Genomic DNA, 232 nt, shown 5'->3' with positions numbered 1-232 from the left:
ATTGCAGCTGTTCTTGCGGGACAGAAACGAAGAGTGAAGGAGCTGTATCTCCCTTTTGAAGGGATGGATGTCCGCAAAGCCGCCCGGTATACCGATGAGATCAATGAAATCGTGAATAAGCTGGGCGGTGAGAAAAATCCGCGGCTGAATCCCGGCCGTCTGAAGCAGGTAAAGAAATCACTGGCGGCCCTGATTAAGGTTATCGGGACCGATAGCCCTATGAATGCCGAAG

At 51.7% G+C, this 232-nt stretch carries 1 protein-coding gene; it reads left to right on the top strand.

Translation table 11 applies throughout. From position 1 onward, the window contains the following. Window positions 1-232 (top strand): hypothetical protein (locus KVT34_RS31340; protein WP_217563401.1); only part of this gene is annotated, 232 nt, incomplete at both ends.

Source organism: Paenibacillus sp. GbtcB18, assembly GCF_019091125.1.
Lineage (GTDB): Bacteria > Bacillota > Bacilli > Paenibacillales > NBRC-103111 > Paenibacillus_F > Paenibacillus_F chitinolyticus.
This window is presented reverse-complemented; position numbering and strand designations above follow the sequence as displayed.